This is a genomic window from Streptomyces sp. NPDC050703, assembly GCF_040654435.1.
In the GTDB taxonomy this organism is placed as follows: domain Bacteria; phylum Actinomycetota; class Actinomycetes; order Streptomycetales; family Streptomycetaceae; genus Streptomyces.
Window position 1 is genome coordinate 97,892 of sequence record NZ_JBFAHX010000016.1, and the last position, 13,689, is coordinate 111,580.

Here is a 13,689-nt window from a genome sequence, read left to right on the forward strand (position 1 = left end):
GAGTGCGGCCGGGCCCTAGCGGCGGATGACCGAGCGGATCCAGGAGAGCTGCTGGGAGACCTCCCCGGCCTCGGCGCTCGTCTCCCGGTCGGAGCCGTTGAAGACGCCGACGAGCTGTTCGGTGCCACGCGGGCCGACGGTCATCACGGGGCCTCCGGAGTCGCCCCCGGCGGGAATCCCGTGCACCTTCTTCATGCAGAAGTCAGGGCCGCCGGGCGCGGTGTGACCGGCGCACAGGGGGTCGTTCGGCCGTACGACCTCCAGGTCGGACTGCTTGAGGACGGGCGACTGGCAGGCGCTCTCGTCGGTGGTGCAGGTGGCGCCCCACCCGTACTGCCGCACGGCCTGGCCGCGGTGGACGCCCGCCTTGGACAGGCGCGCGTAGCGGATCCGCATGGGGTCGACCTTGACGAGCATCATGTCGGCGTGCGCGCTGCCCACGCGCTTGCCGGGAATGGGGCGGACCTTGGTGCCCCTGCGCATGTCGAGATCGCCCACACGGAAGGAGATCCGCCTGTCGGCCACCGGCTGCGCCTGCTCGTAGAAGCAGTGCGATGCCGTGAGAATCCACTGCCGGGCGACCGCTGTCCCCGTGCAGGCCGGTTTGCCGTCGACGAGCATGCGGACCGCCCACGGGCCGTACGTGGCCTTCGACCCGCCGATCACGGCGGAGGCCGGAGCGGACGACATCACCGAAGCCATGACCAGTGCCAAGGCGGTCAGCAGCAATACACGAACGCGACGCACCATGCAGAACAACTCCTCTCAGGGGGTACAAGCTGTACAGGTAGTGAGAGACCCCGTTGAGCGAAGGCGTTCCACAGAAACCCTGCGACATTTCGACGGATGTACGGCGACCTCCGCCGCCCCCCGCGAGCTCGCGTGCGCCGGCAGCAGTGCTGGTGAGCCCGAGTCAGTCCAGCGCGGACATCAGAGCGGTGACATAGGCATCCAGCCGCCCCTCCACGACCGGCGTCGTCAGCTCTGTCCTGCCCGCATTCCGCCATGCCCGCGCCACCGGCTGCACCTCTTCCGAGCTCGCCAGCCCGTCCCGCACCTGCCAGTACAGCCGGTCGCTCGCGGTCGCGGCCAGCACACCGCCGGCCGCCTCGTACGCCGCGGGGAAACGCAGACCCCATTCCGGGCCATGCAGCAGCGCGAGGCTGGTCGAGCAGTGCGCCACGTCGAGGTCCGCCGGGCCCCAGGAGGCCGCCGCCCAGTCGACGACCCCCGTGATACGGGCTGCCGCCCCTCCGAGGGATGGCTCGGTGAACAGCACGTTCCCGGGCTGGAAGTCCCGGTGGAGAAACCGCCCCACGTAAGGCGGCGCCGGTCCGCGGATCACGTCGATCGCCGCGGCCCAGGCTGCCGCGTCGGCACCCTGCGGAGTGACGACCGTGTCGGCGGTCGTCAGCGTCACGTACTTCGGGGGCCGTTCGGCGGGTCGCAGTCGCCGTGCGTGGATCGCCACGAGTTGGCGGGCCAGCAGGTGGAGGCGCGTCTCCAGTCCCTCGCCGTCGAGGACCGTCCGACCTGTCAGATGTGTCATCAGGAGCGACGGATACTCGCAGTGCGCGGCGGTCGGATCGAACGCGACCAGTTCAGGGGCGGGCACGTCGGTGTCCGCGAGCTGGGTGAGGGCGCCGGCCTCCCTGTTCAGCGAGTCGTCGGCGTGCTCCACGTAGAACGGGTCGACGAAGGTCCGCAGGACCAGGGCACGGGTGTCTCCGTCGCGCGTGCCGATGGTCAGCCTCCGCATTTCGGCGGTGATGCCGCCGTGCAGCGCGTCGGCCCTGACGATCCGTTCGCCGGGTTCGAGGTGCCGGTGCACCCAGGCGAGTGTCAACGGTCGGACAGCCTCTGCTCCATCGTGATGGGTCACCGGGCCACCTCAGCATCCGGCCGACGGCATACGCAAAAGGATTAACCCTCAGAGGGAGCCTCTCCGAGCGAGCAGGGCCGACCTCGCTTTCGAGCGCCGGGCCACAGAACCGGACCCTGCGGGTGAGGACGCAGCAGCCGTTACGCCCGTGAGATCATCGTCTCCGCAGCGGCAGCTGAGGGGATGCGGGCATGGGGAACAGCGGGACAACGGAAGTGCGCCGGGAGCGCGCGCGTGCCGAGCGGGTGACCGAAGGGGCGACCGTCGCCGTGGCGTCGGCTCTCTCGTTCGGCCTGCTGGGCAGCACGGCAGTCGTCTTCGCCACGACCTCCTGGCATCTGCTCACCGACAGCGGGACCACCGGGTTCAGCCGGTTCCTGGCTCCGTTGATCTTCCTCGCCCTCGTGGCCCTGCCGCTCGTCCTGGCCCACGTGGTGTTCCGTTCGGGCCGGCGCAGAGGCAAGGAGCGGCTGACGGCGGCGGTCCCCGCGGCGCTGACGTCGCTCGGCGCGTCCATCGTGCCGTTCGCGGCTCTGTGCCTGATCCTCATGTACGCGAACTGACCACGAACTGACCGGAACTGACCGGAACGGCCAACGTACGCAGCGCACGCCCCACGGGCCGGGAGCGTCCTGACCCGGTCAGGTCAACTCCCCTGTTCCGCCCCGGTGTCGGGCATAGTCGGTACGAGCGCACGGCCGAGACAGCGGAAACGGGAGACACGCCATGAGCCCACACGAGCAGTGCCCGGGGCAGAGGCCCAGGGTGGTCATCGATCCCGCCTTCAAGGCCGACGCACCCGCGCGCTACGCCGAGCTGAGGCAGCTCGGCCCCATCCACCCCGCCGAGTTCCACCTCGGCCTGAAGGGCTGGCTGGTCGTCGGCTACGACCTGGCCCGTGAGGCACTGACCCACCCCGACCTGCTCAAGGACTCGACCCCGGCCGCCGAGGCCCTGGCAGCCGCCGGCTACGTCCTCAACAAGCCCTCGGTCGGCCTCGGCGCCCAGATGATGGAGGCCGATCCGCCCGAGCACACGCGACTGCGCCGCCTGGCCGCCGCCGCGTTCACCCCGCGCCGCACGACCGACATGGCGCCACGCATCGAGCAGATCGCCCACCAGCTCATCGACGCCATGCCGTCGACCGGTGAGATCGACCTCGTCGAGGCGTTCAACGCCCCGCTGCCCGCGACCGTCATCGCCGAACTCCTCGGCATCCCGCACCAGCACCACCACGACTTCCGCCGCTGGGCGGGCCAGGCCCTGCGCGTGGCCTCGCCCGAACACCGCACCGCCCTGGCCTCTCTCCACGAGCTGCTGGCACGGCTGATCGCGGACAAGCGCCGCCACCCCCAGGACGACCTGCTGACCGCCCTGGTGGCCGTGCGCGACCAGGAGGACGGCCGGCTCTCCGAGGAGGAGCTGGTCGGCACCGCCATGATGCTCATCGTGGCCGGACACGAGAGCACCGTGCATCTGCTGGGCAACTCCGTCCTGGCCCTGCTGCGCCATCCCGACCAGCTCGCCCTCCTGCGCCGGCGGCCCGAGCTGCTGCCCGGCGCGGTGGAGGAGTTCCTGCGCCACGACACCTCCGTCGAGCGCTCCACCAGCCGCTACGCCGCACGCGACCTCGAACTGGCCGGCGTGCCGATCCCCCGCGGAAGCATGGTCGTCGTCGCCCTCGGCTCCGCCGGGCACGACGCCCCGCAGCCGGACGGTGACGGTAGCGCCGTACTCGACGTGACGCGGTCCGGCGCGCGCCACCTGGCCTTCGGCCACGGCATCCACTACTGCCTCGGCGCCCCGCTGGCCCGCCTGGAAGCCACGATCGCGCTGTGCATCCTGCTCGACCGCGTCCCCGGACTGGAACTGGCCACCGAGCCGGATGCACTCGACTGGATCGGCTCCGGGATCATCCGCGGCGTGCTGTCCTTGCCGGTGCGCTACCCGGAGATCCGCCCGTCCTCTCCGTGAACCGGTCGGTCTCAGTGGCCGGCCACCACTCCGGACAGTTCGTTGGTGGCCTTCGGCAGGGTCACGGAGGTCAGCTTCTTGCCCGAGTCCAGGTCGAAGGAGTGCAGTCGGCGCTTGCCCGGCTCGGAGACGTACGCCGTGTGGTCGCGGACGAAGAGGGTGGGCCTGGGCTGCTGCCAGTCCAGCGGCTCCTGCCAGTCGCCCACCGCGTCGATCCTCTTCGTCACCTTTCCGGTCTTCGGTTCGATGACGTGGAGGATGCCGTTGGTGCCGAGCACGAGCGCCTCGCCGTGCGGGCCGCGGGCGAGTGAGCGGAAGGAGTAGCTGGTGCCGAGGTCGACCAGGCGCAGCTTCGCCGTCCGGGTGTCGATCAGGGATATGCGGGTGGGCCGCTCCAGTTCCGCGTCGGGGTCGGTCTTGTAGTCGCCCAGGAGGACCGGCGAGACGTCGCTGCCGGCCTGGTTGCCGATGCGTCCGTAGTCGTCGGGGGCGTCGACCTTGGTGAACTTGCCGTCCCTGTGGAGCAGCACGCCGTCTTCGCAGCCGACGGCGACCGCCTCGTCCTTCGCCGCGGCCTCGCCGTGCACGCCGGGGCAGTTCTCGGCGCGCTCGACCTCCTTGTCGTTCTTGTCCAGGACCAGGGCGCCGGTCCGCTTCTCCTCGGTGCCGAGGGTGGTGAGGAGTTCGCCGTCGGCCAGCTCGATGGCGACGCCGTGGTGGGGTTCGGCGGAGGTGTACTTCCGGGTACGGGGGGTGCCTCCGTCACCGAGTTCGGCGGGGTCGAAGACGTTGACCTCGCCGGTGCCGTCGGTGAACAGGACCGTCTTGCCCGCGTGCCGCACGACGTGTCCGGGCTTCGCCCCCTTGAACTCGACGCCGGTGAAGGTCTGCCGGGCCGCGTCGAACAGGCGGAAGCCGCTGTCGGTGGAGATGACGACGTGGTCCTTGTCGCCCGCCGGGTTGACGCGGTTGAAGCCGGGCAGCTCGACGGTCTTCGCCGTCCTCAGGCTCTCGCCGTCGAGGACGTACAGTCCCCCGTCGAAGGAGGCGACCAGCGGGTCCTTGACCGGTGTGGCCGCACTGGCCGCCGCCTGCTTCGCCTTGGCGCCGAACGCGTCGTCGTCGTTGCCGGCGCAGGCGGTCAGCGCCATGGATGCCGCCAGGGCGAGGGCCGTGCCGGTGAGCGTTCGGGCGCGTGTCGGTTTGTTCATCGTCCTGTGATTCCTCTCCGGCCCTGGTGGGCGCGGTATGGGGGTGGTTCGGGCGGTCGGTGTGTGAGGGGCCCGGGGACCGCGGGGCAGGGCGGGAAGGCTCCTGGTCAGTCGCCGGTGAGGCCGTCGGCCATGGCCGAGGTGTTGGCGCGCATCATCTCCAGGTAGGTGCCGGCCCCCTTGCCCTTCTCGGTCAGCGACTCGGAGTACAGGGCCACGACGTCCACGTCGCCGCCCACCTCCTGGCGGAGGACTTCGGCCAGCCGGGTGGGCCGTGAGGAGTCGGCGAAGACGGTGCGTACCCCGGCGCCCTCCATGGCCCGTGTGAGGGAGCGCAGGTCGGAGGAGCTTGGCGAGGCGAGGGTGGTGCCGCTGGGGATGACCGCGCCGATCACGCGGAAGCCGAAGCGGTCGGCCAGGTAGCCGAAGACGTGGTGGTTGGTCACCAGGGCGCGGCGGTCCTCGGGGATGGCCGCGAAGGACTTCTCCATCCAGGTGGTGAGGTCGGCGAGTTGTCCGTCGTAGCGTTCGGCGTTGTTCCGGACGGCCTTCTCGCTCACTCCCCCGACGTGTTCCACGACCTGGTCGGCGATGAGGCCCGCGGCCTCGCGGACGCGGCCGGGGTCGGTCCAGAAGTGCGGGTCGGGCTCTCCGGCCTCGTCGGCGGGGCCGCCCTCGTCCCCGGTGTGGAAGGTGAGCGGGTCCGCCGCCTCGCCCGCCGCGAAGGTGGCGACCCCTGACTCGCGGGCGGCGGCCACGTGCCGCAGTACGTTCTCTTCGAGGCCGAGCCCGTTGTAGACGACCAGGTCGGCGTTCTCCAGTTCGGCGGCCTGCACGGCCGACAGGCCGAAGGAGTGCGGGTCGGCGTTGGGCTTCATCAGGACACTGACGTCGGCCTCCTCCCCGACGATCTCCCGGGTGATGTCCCCGAGGATGTTGGTCGTCACGACGACCCGGGCCCGGTCGTCGCCGCCGGCGCAGGCGGTCACCGTACCGGCGAGGACGCAGAAGCTGACCAGGGTCAGCAGCAGGGCGCGGGCCCGCGCCGTCCGTACGCGTACGCTCATCGTCCCGTCTCCACCATCAGGGACGGCCGGATGTCCAAATCGAAGGTGCGGGCGACGCGGAGGCCGTCGTTGTAGTCGATCTCGTGCACGCGCTTGCCCGCGGGGTCGTTGAGGTAGGCCCGGCTCCGGTCGATCTCGATCACCGGTGCCGCGGTCCCGCCGGCCGCGGCCTCGGGGGCGTCCTTCAGGAGGGGCTCGGTGGCCGTGGTCTCCTTGCCGCCGGTGGTGTCGTAGGCGTGCAGGGCTCCGTCGGTCTCCAGGACGACCAGGGGTGAGCCCTCGCCCGCGGTGTTGGCGGCGACGACGGGGCCGGTCTTCACCCGGGTCCAGGCGCGCTCGGTCACGTCGAGGACCCAGACGGCGTTCTTCCCTGCGCGTGCGGTCAGCGTGGTGCTGCCCGCGCGGTGCCGGAACTCGGCGGCCCGCTCCGCCGCCGGCACGTCCTCTCCGTAGGGGATTCTCCGGACGGTGAAGGCCCCGTCGTCCTCGTGGACGAGCAGGGCGCCGTCGGCGCAGCCGATGACGGTCCCCCGCCGGGTGACGGCGTCGCCCCGTGGGTCCTCGCACATGGCCTCGGGCGAGGCGACGCGCTTGCCCTTGCGGTCGAGCACGACGACTCTCGCGGGGCCGTCCCCGTCCCGGCGGAGGGCTATCAGGTGGTCGGCGTACGGGAGCACGGCGCCGGTGTAGCTGCCGGGAAGCCTGGCGGGCGTACCGATCGTGCCCTTCTCCCACTCGGCGCGGGAGTGGACGTCCGCCTTGCCGTCGGCGTCCGTCACGACGGTCACGCCCGTGTCGCTGCGGATGCCGGCCCCGCTGCCGGCCGGGAGTGCGCCGACGTCCCGGATCTTCGCGCGGTAGTAGTGCACGTGGTCCCCGTGGTCGACCGTCCATGTGCCGCTGTCGAGTACGTGGGTGGCGTCCGCGCCGTGGAAGTAGCCGAAGCGGCCGTCCGTGGTGAGTCCGGTGACGCCCGCTCGGCGTGCGGTCTCGTGCACCTTGCCGGTGATCAGGTCGAGCACCCGGGTGTCTCCGGTGGCGCGGTCACCGAGGAGGAGCCGTGACTGCTGCTCGGCGGCCTCGGCGGCTCCTTCGACGTATCCGTGGGGGGTGGTGGGTGAGGAAGGCTTCTGGGAGGTGGGCCCGGTGTCGTCCCGGCCCGCGCAGCCCGTGGTCAGCAGGGCCACGGCCAGAAGTGCGGGTGTCAGGGACAGGGCGTTTCTTCGGACGAGCAAGGAGATCGCCTCAGGATTCGTTCGGTCGGGGCGTGGGGGCGTGCGTGGTGGACGCGGGGGTCTTCTCGGGGAGGTCCGCGCGGTGCGCACGGCGTCGGTGGCGGATTCCGGACGCCAGGTGGGAGAGGAAGAAGAAGCTGACCGCGAGGGCCGAGACGGTGGCGCCCGCCGCGGTGCCGAGGTGCCAGGAGAGCAGCAGCCCGCCGAACGTGGCCGTCGCGCCGAGGGCCGCCGCGAGGAGCATGACGCCGCGCACGCCGCGCGCCCAGGGCAGGGCTGCCGCCGGCGGGGCGATGAGGAGGCCGAGGACGAGCAGCGTGCCCACGATGTGGAAGGAGGCGACGATGGCCAGGGCCAGCAGTCCGAGCAGTACGGCGTGCGCGAGCCGGGGACGCAGTCCGAGCGTACGGGCCTTGCGCGCGTCGAACGCCAGGGCCAGGAAGGCCCGGTGGCCGAGCGCCGAGACGGTCAGGGCCAGCAGCAGGGCCACGCCCAGGAGGAGCAGGTCACTCTCCCGTACGGCGAGGACGTCGCCGAAGAGGAACCCGGTGAGGTCCACCGCGAAGGACTGCGAGCGCGACACGATGATGACGCCGAGCGACAGCATCCCGACGAACAGCAGGCCGATACCGGTGTCCTGGGACAGCCTCGGTGTACGGCCGAGCGCGGTGACTCCGGCCGTCATGACGGCCGCGCTGACCACCGCCCCCACCAGCAGGTTGCCTCCGAGCAGGGCGGCGACCGCGACGCCGGGCAGCAGTCCGTGGGACATGGCGTCGCCGAGGAAGGCCATCCCTCTGAGCACCACCCAGGTCCCCGCGAGGGCGCATATCGCCGACACCAGAATCCCGGCCCACAGGGCCCGTTGCACGAAGGCCGCCTCGAAGGGGGCCGTCAACCACTCCATGCGATGACCATACAATGACAATCATGTTCAACAAACACCCCCATCCCGTCGCCGCCGAGTCCGGGAACCAGCGCGTCCGATTCACCGACCTGCACGCGGGCTATCCGGGCAGACCGGTGCTCCGCCAACTCACGGCGGGAATACCCGCGTTGGCCATGACGGCGCTCGTCGGACCGAACGGCAGCGGGAAGTCCACCCTGCTCGGCGTGCTCGCCGGTGTGATCGACGCGACGTCGGGAGAGCTGCGGTTCTCCGCGGGGCGCCCGCCGGCTTTCGTGCCGCAGCGCGGCGCCGTCGGCGACACGCTCCCCCTCACGGTGCGGCAGACCGTGGAGATGGGGCGCTGGGGCGAGCGCGGGCCGTGGCGGCGGCTGAACCGGCACGACCGGTCCGCGGTCGATGCCGCCATGGAACGACTGGGCGTCGCCGGCCTGGCCGCCCGCCAGCTCGGCGAGTTGTCGGGCGGGCAGCGCCAGCGCGTCCTGATCGCCCAGGGCCTGGCCCAGGAGTCCGACCTCCTGCTCCTCGACGAGCCGACCACGGGACTCGACCCCGAGGCCCGGGACCGGATCTCGGCCCTGCTGACGGAGCTGGTCGCCGGCGGGACGACCGTCGTCCAGGCCACGCACGACCTGGAGGCCGCCCGCTCGGCGGACGCCTGCCTGCTCCTCGGCGACGGACGGCTGGTGGGGCGGGGCTCGCCCGGCCAGGTGCTCACCCCGACGGCCCTCGCCCGGATCTGGCAGCCGGCGTGACGCGGGCGCACCTGCCGGCCGAGGCGCCCTACCGGGTCGGGAACGCCGTCAGCGCGGCCGGCGGCTCGTCGGGCGCCCCCTCCGCCGGGCGGCGCCCGGCAGGTCGGACGGGAACCGCCTCGTGGACGCGGTGGAGGTGGATGAGCACGTCATAGGCTTTCTTGACGGCGAGGACGGGGAGCGGGTCGGTCTTGAAGGACGAGCCGGCGTCGTACACAGGACGCGGTGCGTCGAGCCAGTCGCGGGCCGCGGCCGGAAGCGTGCGCAGGTCGACGTAGTAGTCGCGGTGGTGGACCCGGTCGAGGACGTACTCGTGCATGTCGGCGGTGGCGGCGGGGACAGTGACCTTGTTCCACGGGCTGCCGAGGGTGGTGGCGGTGAGGAAGGAGCCCCGGTTGAAGGTGAAACCGATGGCGGCGTAGCGGCTGCCCAGGGCGTCACGCAGATGGACGCCCTGTGTCGTCGGGTACATCACCGGGTCGGTGGACAGGTAGCCCACGTGCCCGTTGTGCGCCGACAACAGCATCTTGTCGCCGGTACGGCGGTGCCACCAGGCGGTGTTGGCGGCCATGGCCTTGTCCCGGAAGTGCTCCGCCTCGGAGACGGACCGCGGGTCGGCCAGGTCGAGCGAGGCGAACACGAAGGTCTGCTGGATGTTGCGGGCGTGCTGTGCGGCCCACTCGTGGGCATCGCCGCTACCCGCGCTCTCGTCCGCGACGACGAGGTCGTACGCCTGCTGGGCGGTGGCGGCGTTGCGGCGCCGTTCGGCGAGGGGCCTGCCCAGGTAGGCGAAGATGTCGTCTAGCGGCGGCAGCTGGGCGTACAGCGTCCGGAGGCGGTCGAGGTCTTCGGGTCGGTGTGCGCGTATGTACGAGAGGACCCGCTCGAAGATCGCGCCGCCGAGCTCGGGCGCGCCGACGTCGTTGCCCATGAAGTGGACGCGGCGGCCGGGGTGCCGGTCGTTGTGTCCCCGCATCCAGGCGAGGAGGCTGACGAACTCCGCGCGTTCCCACGGCGATCCGGCCAGCGCCTCCTTGGCCACCTGGCGGGCGGTGCCGGGGCCTCCCTGAAGGTACTCGTCGATGCGCAGGCCGGCCGTCCAGCTCATCTCCAGGGCGAAGGTGGTGAAGCCCTTCTCCTCGACGAGGTACCGGAAGACGCGTTCCTTCATGGTGAAGAACTCGTGCGAACCGTGGGTGGCCTCCCCCAGGCCGACCACCTCCGCGGCACCGATCATCGCGCCCAGCGCCCGCAGGTCGGCGGTACGCCCGCCCGGCTCCGTCGACCTGAGGCGATGCGCGGCGCGCTCCAGCCCGCGGACCGCGGCGGCCCGTGCGTTCCTCCCCGCCGCGCCGGAGGAGACGGGACGCATCGGGCCGGCGGCGGGTGCCGCGTGGGCCGCCGGGGCCAGGAGGGCGGTGGCGGCGAACCCGGCCGTCGTGGCCAGCAGCCTCCGTCGTCCCACGGATTGCCTGTGCACGGTCATCCGGATCTCTCCTCGCTTCGTGGTCCCCCGGGACAGTGGAATGATCTTGACCCGAACGGGCCGCGGGGCGCGCTGGTGCTGTCCGCCGGGCTCCCTGGGGGGTTAGCCCCCGGCCTGCCCCCGGGAGCGGTCCGGACGAGCGAGGAGTCACCCGGGGAGCAGCACGGGCCGGCCGCTCGCGGCCAGGGCGACGGCACCGGTGGCGACGGCCGACGAGCGTGGCCGAGGCCGCGACGGCGGCCATGCCGCCGGGGCCCGTGGAACGTGGCTCCGGCCGGTGTGGCAGCTCCGCCGCGCCTTCACGTCCGGGAACCTCACGCGCCGCCGGAGACCTCCACCGTGGTGACGACACGGGTCAGGGAAGGGCGGCGGGGTACGGAGCCGAAGCCGAAGCGGACCGGAGGGCGTACGTCGCTCAGCGCACCCAGCCACTGCCCGTCCCAGGCCGCGTCCGCCGCGGTGATCAGTCGCAGATCCCTGGCGGCGTACCACTCACGGCGTCCCGCCACCGCGCTGCCACGTGTCCGCACACCACGCATCAGCACCCGGGCCGGAGCGTCGCACAGCGCGGCCCATACCGGGCTGCCCGCGAGGCGGGCGGGCGCCAGCCGCAGCAGGCGCCCCAGCGCGGTGGACCGGCCGGGGGCAAAGGTGAGCCGCAGCGGGCCGGCTGTCACCTCCCACCGGTCACGCGCGGGAGCGACGGTGACGGGGCAGACGACGACCTCGTCGAACCGGTACGTGGCGGTGACGAAGCGCGCCACTTCCTCCGAGGGCGCCAGCAGCATCCGGTGCCCGTCGGCCCGCTCCACCATGACATCGGCGAAGGGCCCCAGCGGGGACGACGGCCAGTACCCGACGACGATGCGCACGCCAGCGCTCGTACCCAGCCCCGCGATCCAGCCGTCGAAACGCATGCGGCGTACCGTGCCCGCGGGCCTCACCGACCTCATCGGTCGCGGGCCGGGTCGATGGGGCGTTCTCCGTGGTCCACGTCGTGCCTCCGGTGGTTCTTTCGGCGGGAATCTTCGGTGAGCGGTGCTCGTCGGGGCGCCGCCGGGCCGGCGTCGTGTGCCACCGTGACCAGTCTGCGTGTCCTGGGGCGCACGGCGCCCCAGGACACGCTCACCATGCCGCCGTGCCGCGCCGTCGCTCGCCGCCCGGCTCCTGCCACGTTTCGTCCGAGTCGGCGCGGACATCAGATTTTCACCCCATCGACGAGGGAGAGGATCCAAGCGCATGTCCGACGACTTCCAGGTCTCCGAAAACCCGAACGGGCGCGTGACCGCCACCCGTCTCATCGGTTGCGCGGTGGAGGCGAGCGACGGTCCGATCGGGCAGGTCGACGTCACCTCCGAAGAAGTGGCGCCCGACCACATCGTCATCGACACCGGTGGGGCGCTGCTGAGCAAGAAGGTCCTGCTGCCCCTCTGGGTCATCGCGGACGTCGACGAAACGAACCGCACCGTCCATGTGCCCCGCACGAAGGACCGCGTCAAGGCCGCCCCTCGCTTCGACAGGGACCTGCGCGTCACCGATCCCAGCTACCGGGCGCGCATCGACGAGCACTACCTCGACGAGCCCCGAGCCCTTTGACCAGGTTCCTCCGCCGTCGTGGACGTCCGTCAGGCTTCCTCCAGTCGACGCAGGCAGTCATCCGCACGCGCGCTTCGTTCGGCGAGGGTCAGCTCCCACCACGCCGTGCCGCGTTCCCCCAGCCCCGTCTTCGCGAGCTGTACGCGGGCCCGGGCCGGCTTGCGCGCGGCTTCGTCGTCGCGAGCGGCGGCGACTGCCCGGCGGGCCGCCATCAGGTGATGGACCAGCCGCTCCTTCACGTCCTCGGCCAGGTCCGGGTCGGTGGCCCGCCAGCGTCGTCCTTTGACGATGACGAAGTGGCCGTCTTCTGTGTGTTCGACGTTCTCTGACATCACGTGGGCATCATGCCCCGGCGGCGCCCATGAGTGGCTCAGCGTGTGACGTCGCGGTGACTCCGCTCCTGGTGCGTCAGTGGCTGCCCACAAGACCTCGGCCCGGGCCGCCGGCCACCAGCGGCCGCAAGGCCGCCTGCGCCCGCTCGAAGTAGCCGGGGACCTTCGTCGCGCTCTGGGCGTACCGGGCGGCGTTCGCCAACTGTGCGGCCCGTGCCGCCGCCGCTGCCTCCGCCGCCACCTCGGCGGCCCCTGCGGCTCCCGCCGCCCCCGCGGTCTCGGTGGCTGCCGCGGCGAGCGGCAGCGCCGTCGGCCATGCCAGCACCACGACCGTGACGAGCAGGGCGGCGCCGAGTCCGACGGCGATCCACTTCTTCAGCTCCCTGCTGTCGGCGGTGTTCTCGTCCCAGTACTGCTGCATCGCGGGCAACAGCACGAGCTGATGCTGGTTCTCCAGTTCCCGCAGGCGGCGGGCGACCCTTTTGAGCACCTCAAGAGGGGCGCCCTGCGGAAGGGGGGTGGTATGGATCTCGTAGAGCACCAGCCCGTCCTTGCCGATGCCGTCGGGGCGGAACGTGGGTTTGTAGCAGATCCACTCGTACGTGACGCTGCCGGGCGCCCCGGTGGAGGGCCGGGTGGGGACGAGTGGGTAGTACAGCTCGTTCCAGTACGGCCGCCAGGTCGAGCGGCGCACCTCGATTCGGGTAGGGGCGCCGATGCTCACCCGTCCGGCGCGCTGGAGGGTGAGCATCTCTTTCAGGGCCGGGTCGATGACGAAGCGCCGCAGGGTGTCCATCTTGTGCTGGAGGTCTTCGGCCTCGGCGTCCTTGGCCTCGTCGACCGTGGTCACCTCGACCAGTTCGAGGAGCATGGTCGTCCCCTCGGTGCGGACGCCGAGCATGTCCGAACGCAGTTGCCGGCCGGAGGTCTGCGTCTTGATGTCGCGCTTGAGGGCGTCGCGGCCGAATACGTTGCGGTATTCCGCGAGCATCCACTTGGCGAGGATCTCCGTGGCACCGCGGAACCGTTTGGTGTTCAGGTAGCTGATCTCGCTGATCACCTCGGAGTCCGGATAGCGCTGCGTGTAGTACTTCGTGAAGCACTCGACCATGTAGTACTCAGCGGTGAGCGCCTCCAGGTACCGGCGCCTGCCGTCGACGTTCCCGTTGCCGTCCGCACCGACCTTCCGCGTCGGCAACGAGCAGAAGGAGTCGATGAGTTGGATGTCCGCCATGGCGCTCCCG

14 protein-coding genes are annotated in these 13,689 nt (G+C 71.6%); 4 read left to right on the forward strand and 10 right to left on the reverse strand.

The genetic code is table 11. The features are described from left to right. Positions 1-15 precede the first annotated feature (15 nt). Together AB0I16_RS17445 and AB0I16_RS17450 are read right to left on the reverse strand one after the other, a co-directional pair. A complete protein-coding gene (locus AB0I16_RS17445) occupies positions 16-750 on the reverse strand; it encodes a trypsin-like serine protease (RefSeq protein ID WP_363250243.1) in 735 nt (244 codons plus the stop codon). Positions 751-913: 163 nt separating this feature from the next. Continuing rightward, positions 914-1,831 carry an aminoglycoside phosphotransferase family protein gene (locus tag AB0I16_RS17450; RefSeq protein ID WP_363250244.1) on the reverse strand — a complete coding sequence of 306 codons (918 nt, stop codon included), beginning with the start codon at positions 1,829-1,831 and terminating at the stop codon, positions 914-916. 242 nt (positions 1,832-2,073) lie between these two features. On the opposite strand from AB0I16_RS17450, the gene AB0I16_RS17455 reads away from it, so the two are divergent. Then, positions 2,074-2,445, forward strand: a complete 372-nt coding sequence (locus AB0I16_RS17455; RefSeq protein ID WP_363250245.1) for a hypothetical protein — start codon at positions 2,074-2,076, stop codon at positions 2,443-2,445. Positions 2,446-2,608: 163 nt separating this feature from the next. After that, a complete protein-coding gene (locus AB0I16_RS17460) occupies positions 2,609-3,856 on the forward strand; it encodes a cytochrome P450 (RefSeq protein WP_363250246.1) in 1,248 nt (415 codons plus the stop codon). Between the two features lie 11 nt (positions 3,857-3,867). Here AB0I16_RS17460 and aztD read toward each other — a convergent pair whose 3' ends face one another. The 4 genes from aztD to aztB all read right to left on the reverse strand — a co-directional run bounded on the left by aztD (position 3,868) and on the right by aztB (position 8,276). Further along, complete coding sequence (gene aztD / locus AB0I16_RS17465; protein ID WP_363250247.1) at positions 3,868-5,067, reverse strand: zinc metallochaperone AztD; 1,200 nt, start codon at positions 5,065-5,067, stop codon at positions 3,868-3,870. A gap of 107 nt (positions 5,068-5,174) precedes the next feature. Continuing rightward, positions 5,175-6,134 (reverse strand): zinc ABC transporter substrate-binding protein AztC, encoded by a 960-nt coding sequence (gene aztC, locus AB0I16_RS17470; RefSeq protein WP_363250248.1) that lies wholly within the window; start codon positions 6,132-6,134, stop codon positions 5,175-5,177. Continuing rightward, positions 6,131-7,369, reverse strand: a complete 1,239-nt coding sequence (locus tag AB0I16_RS17475) for a hypothetical protein (protein WP_363250249.1) — start codon at positions 7,367-7,369, stop codon at positions 6,131-6,133. The genes aztC and AB0I16_RS17475 overlap by 4 nt, the downstream gene beginning before the upstream one ends. A 10-nt stretch (positions 7,370-7,379) precedes the next feature. After that, positions 7,380-8,276, reverse strand: coding sequence for a zinc ABC transporter permease AztB (gene aztB, locus AB0I16_RS17480; protein ID WP_363250250.1), 897 nt, complete (start codon positions 8,274-8,276; stop codon positions 7,380-7,382). Between the two features lie 14 nt (positions 8,277-8,290). Here aztB and aztA point away from each other — a divergent pair, with 14 nt between their 5' ends. Further along, on the forward strand, positions 8,291-9,031 hold the full coding sequence (gene aztA / locus AB0I16_RS17485; RefSeq protein ID WP_363250251.1) for a zinc ABC transporter ATP-binding protein AztA: 741 nt from the start codon (positions 8,291-8,293) through the stop codon (positions 9,029-9,031). Between the two features lie 28 nt (positions 9,032-9,059). Here aztA and AB0I16_RS17490 read toward each other — a convergent pair whose 3' ends face one another. Together AB0I16_RS17490 and AB0I16_RS17495 are read right to left on the reverse strand one after the other, a co-directional pair. Continuing rightward, positions 9,060-10,517: an erythromycin esterase family protein gene (locus tag AB0I16_RS17490; protein ID WP_363250252.1), complete on the reverse strand. Its 1,458-nt coding sequence runs from the start codon at positions 10,515-10,517 to the stop codon at positions 9,060-9,062. 314 nt (positions 10,518-10,831) lie between these two features. Beyond that, positions 10,832-11,434: a hypothetical protein gene (locus AB0I16_RS17495; RefSeq protein ID WP_363250253.1), complete on the reverse strand. Its 603-nt coding sequence runs from the start codon at positions 11,432-11,434 to the stop codon at positions 10,832-10,834. A gap of 322 nt (positions 11,435-11,756) precedes the next feature. Between AB0I16_RS17495 and AB0I16_RS17500 the strand changes: the two genes are divergently transcribed. Continuing rightward, the gene (locus tag AB0I16_RS17500; protein WP_363250254.1) at positions 11,757-12,113 is read left to right on the forward strand and encodes a PRC-barrel domain-containing protein; all 357 of its coding nucleotides are present in this window, start codon (positions 11,757-11,759) and stop codon (positions 12,111-12,113) included. Between the two features lie 29 nt (positions 12,114-12,142). Here the strand turns inward: AB0I16_RS17500 and AB0I16_RS17505 are convergent, their stop codons facing one another. Together AB0I16_RS17505 and AB0I16_RS17510 are read right to left on the reverse strand one after the other, a co-directional pair. Beyond that, complete coding sequence (locus tag AB0I16_RS17505; protein ID WP_363250303.1) at positions 12,143-12,445, reverse strand: hypothetical protein; 303 nt, start codon at positions 12,443-12,445, stop codon at positions 12,143-12,145. Between the two features lie 76 nt (positions 12,446-12,521). After that, positions 12,522-13,679, reverse strand: coding sequence for a hypothetical protein (locus AB0I16_RS17510; protein ID WP_363250255.1), 1,158 nt, complete (start codon positions 13,677-13,679; stop codon positions 12,522-12,524). Positions 13,680-13,689 lie beyond the last annotated feature (10 nt).